Raw genomic sequence first — 3,198 nt, 5'->3', positions numbered from 1 at the left:
GGGTGATGGGTGGTTGGTCGTTGTTTGAGAACTGCACAGTGGACGCGAGCATCTGTGGCCAAGTTTTTAAGGGCGCACGGTGGATGCCTTGGCACCAGGAACCGATGAAGGACGTGGGAGGCCGCGATAGTCCCCGGGGAGTCGTCAACCAGGCTTTGATCCGGGGGTTTCCGAATGGGGAAACCCGGCAGTCGTCATGGGCTGTCACCCACTGCTGAACACATAGGCAGTGTGGAGGGAACGCGGGGAAGTGAAACATCTCAGTACCCGCAGGAAGAGAAAACAACCGTGATTCCGGGAGTAGTGGCGAGCGAAACTGGATGAGGCCAAACCGTATGTGTGTGAGACCCGGCAGGGGTTGCGCATGCGGGGTTGTGGGATCTCTCTTCTGTCGTCTGCCGGCGACAGGACGAGTCAGAAACCGTTGATGTAGGCGAAGGACATGCGAAAGGTCCGGCGTAGAGGGTAAGACCCCCGTAGTCGAAACGTCAGCGGCTCGTTTGAGAGACACCCAAGTAGCACGGGGCCCGAGAAATCCCGTGTGAATCTGGCGGGACCACCCGCTAAGCCTAAATATTCCCTGGTGACCGATAGCGGATAGTACCGTGAGGGAATGGTGAAAAGTACCCCGGGAGGGGAGTGAAATAGTACCTGAAACCGTGTGCCTACAAGCCGTGGGAGCGTCGGACATCAGCTTGCTGGTGTCTCGTGACTGCGTGCCTTTTGAAGAATGAGCCTGCGAGTTTGCGGTGTGTTGCGAGGTTAACCCGTGTGGGGTAGCCGTAGCGAAAGCGAGTCCGAAGAGGGCGTTTGAGTAGCACGCTCAAGACCCGAAGCGGAGTGATCTAGCCATGGGCAGGTTGAAGCGGAGGTAAGACTTCGTGGAGGACCGAACCCACCAGGGTTGAAAACCTGGGGGATGACCTGTGGTTAGGGGTGAAAGGCCAATCAAACTCCGTGATAGCTGGTTCTCCCCGAAATGCATTTAGGTGCAGCGTCGTGTGTTTCTTGCCGGAGGTAGAGCACTGGATAGGCGATGGGCCCTACCGGGTTACTGACCTTAGCCAAACTCCGAATGCCGGTAAGTGAGAGCGCGGCAGTGAGACTGTGGGGGATAAGCTCCATGGTCGAGAGGGAAACAGCCCAGAGCATCGACTAAGGCCCCTAAGCGTACGCTAAGTGGGAAAGGATGTGGAGTCGCACAGACAACCAGGAGGTTGGCTTAGAAGCAGCCACCCTTGAAAGAGTGCGTAATAGCTCACTGGTCTAGTGATTCCGCGCCGACAATGTAGCGGGGCTCAAGCGTACCGCCGAAGTCGTGTCATTCGTATATGTAGCCCTAACGGGTGTACGGATGGGTAGGGGAGCGTCGTCTGCCGGGTGAAGCAGCGCCGGAAGGTAGTTGTGGACGGTTGACGAGTGAGAATGCAGGCATGAGTAGCGATTCACACGTGAGAAACGTGTGCGCCGATTGACTAAGGGTTCCTGGGTCAAGCTGATCTGCCCAGGGTAAGTCGGGACCTAAGGCGAGGCCGACAGGCGTAGTCGATGGATAACCGGTTGATATTCCGGTACCCGCTGTGAAGCGTCAAACATCGAATCCAGTGATGCTAAGCCCGTGAAACCGCCGTGTGCGTCTTCGGACAAGCACGGAGTGGTGGAGCCGGTGACCCGAGCTGGTAGTAGGTGAGTGATGGGGTGACGCAGGAAGGTAGTCCATCCCGGGCGGTGGTTGTCCCGGGGTAAGGGTGTAGGCCGGTGTGTAGGCAAATCCGCACACCTTGTGGCTGAGACCTGATGCCGAGCCGATTGTGGTGAAGTGGATGATCCTATGCTGTCGAGAAAAGCCTCTAGCGAGTTTCATGGCGGCCCGTACCCTAAACCGACTCAGGTGGTCAGGTAGAGAATACCGAGGCGTTCGGGTGAACTATGGTTAAGGAATTCGGCAAAATGCCCCCGTAACTTCGGGAGAAGGGGGGCCACGCCTGGTGATGAGCTTTGCGCTCTGAGCTGGGGGTGGCCGCAGAGACCAGCGAGAAGCGACTGTTTACTAAAAACACAGGTCCGTGCGAAGCCGTAAGGCGATGTATACGGACTGACGCCTGCCCGGTGCTGGAACGTTAAGGGGACCGGTTAGCTCACTTTCGGGTGGGCGAAGCTGAGAACTTAAGCGCCAGTAAACGGCGGTGGTAACTATAACCATCCTAAGGTAGCGAAATTCCTTGTCGGGTAAGTTCCGACCTGCACGAATGGCGTAACGACTTCTCGACTGTCTCAACCATAGGCCCGGTGAAATTGCACTACGAGTAAAGATGCTCGTTTCGCGCAGCAGGACGGAAAGACCCCGGGACCTTTACTACAGTTTGATATTGGTGTTCGGTTCGGCTTGTGTAGGATAGCTGGGAGACTGTGAAGCCTGGACGCCAGTTCGGGTGGAGTCGTCGTTGAAATACCAGTCTGGTCGTGCTGGATGTCTAACCCGGGTCCGTGATCCGGATCGGGGACAGTGTCTGATGGGTAGTTTAACTGGGGCGGTTGCCTCCTAAAGGGTAACGGAGGCGCCCAAAGGTTCCCTCAGCCTGGTTGGCAATCAGGTGTTGAGTGTAAGTGCACAAGGGAGCTTGACTGTGAGACCGACGGGTCGAGCAGGGACGAAAGTCGGGACTAGTGATCCGGCGGTGGCTTGTGGAAGCGCCGTCGCTCAACGGATAAAAGGTACCCCGGGGATAACAGGCTGATCTTCCCCAAGAGTCCATATCGACGGGATGGTTTGGCACCTCGATGTCGGCTCGTCGCATCCTGGGGCTGGAGTCGGTCCCAAGGGTTGGGCTGTTCGCCCATTAAAGCGGTACGCGAGCTGGGTTTAGAACGTCGTGAGACAGTTCGGTCCCTATCCGCTGTGCGCGTAGGAGTCTTGAGAAGGGCTGTCCCTAGTACGAGAGGACCGGGACGGACGAACCTCTGGTGTGCCAGTTGTTCTGCCAAGGGCATGGCTGGTTGGCTACGTTCGGGAGGGATAACCGCTGAAAGCATCTAAGCGGGAAGCCTGCTTCGAGATGAGGACTCCCACCCACTTGATGGGGTAAGGCTCCCAGTAGACGACTGGGTTGATAGGCCAGGTCTGGAAGCCCGGTAACGGGTGGAGGTGACTGGTACTAATAGGCCGAGGGCTTGTCCTCAGTTGCTCGCGTCCACTGT

1 rRNA gene is annotated in these 3,198 nt (G+C 57.3%); it reads left to right on the top strand.

The features are described from left to right. Positions 1–56: 56 nt before the first annotated feature. Positions 57–3,179 (top strand): 23S ribosomal RNA (locus C3488_RS39425). Positions 3,180–3,198: the final 19 nt, after the last annotated feature.

The sequence above is a fragment of the Streptomyces sp. Ru72 genome (genome assembly GCF_002920635.1).
Classification (GTDB): Bacteria; Actinomycetota; Actinomycetes; order Streptomycetales; family Streptomycetaceae; genus Streptomyces.
Note: the sequence above shows the minus strand (reverse complement) of the source record. Positions and strands in the feature narration are given on the sequence as shown.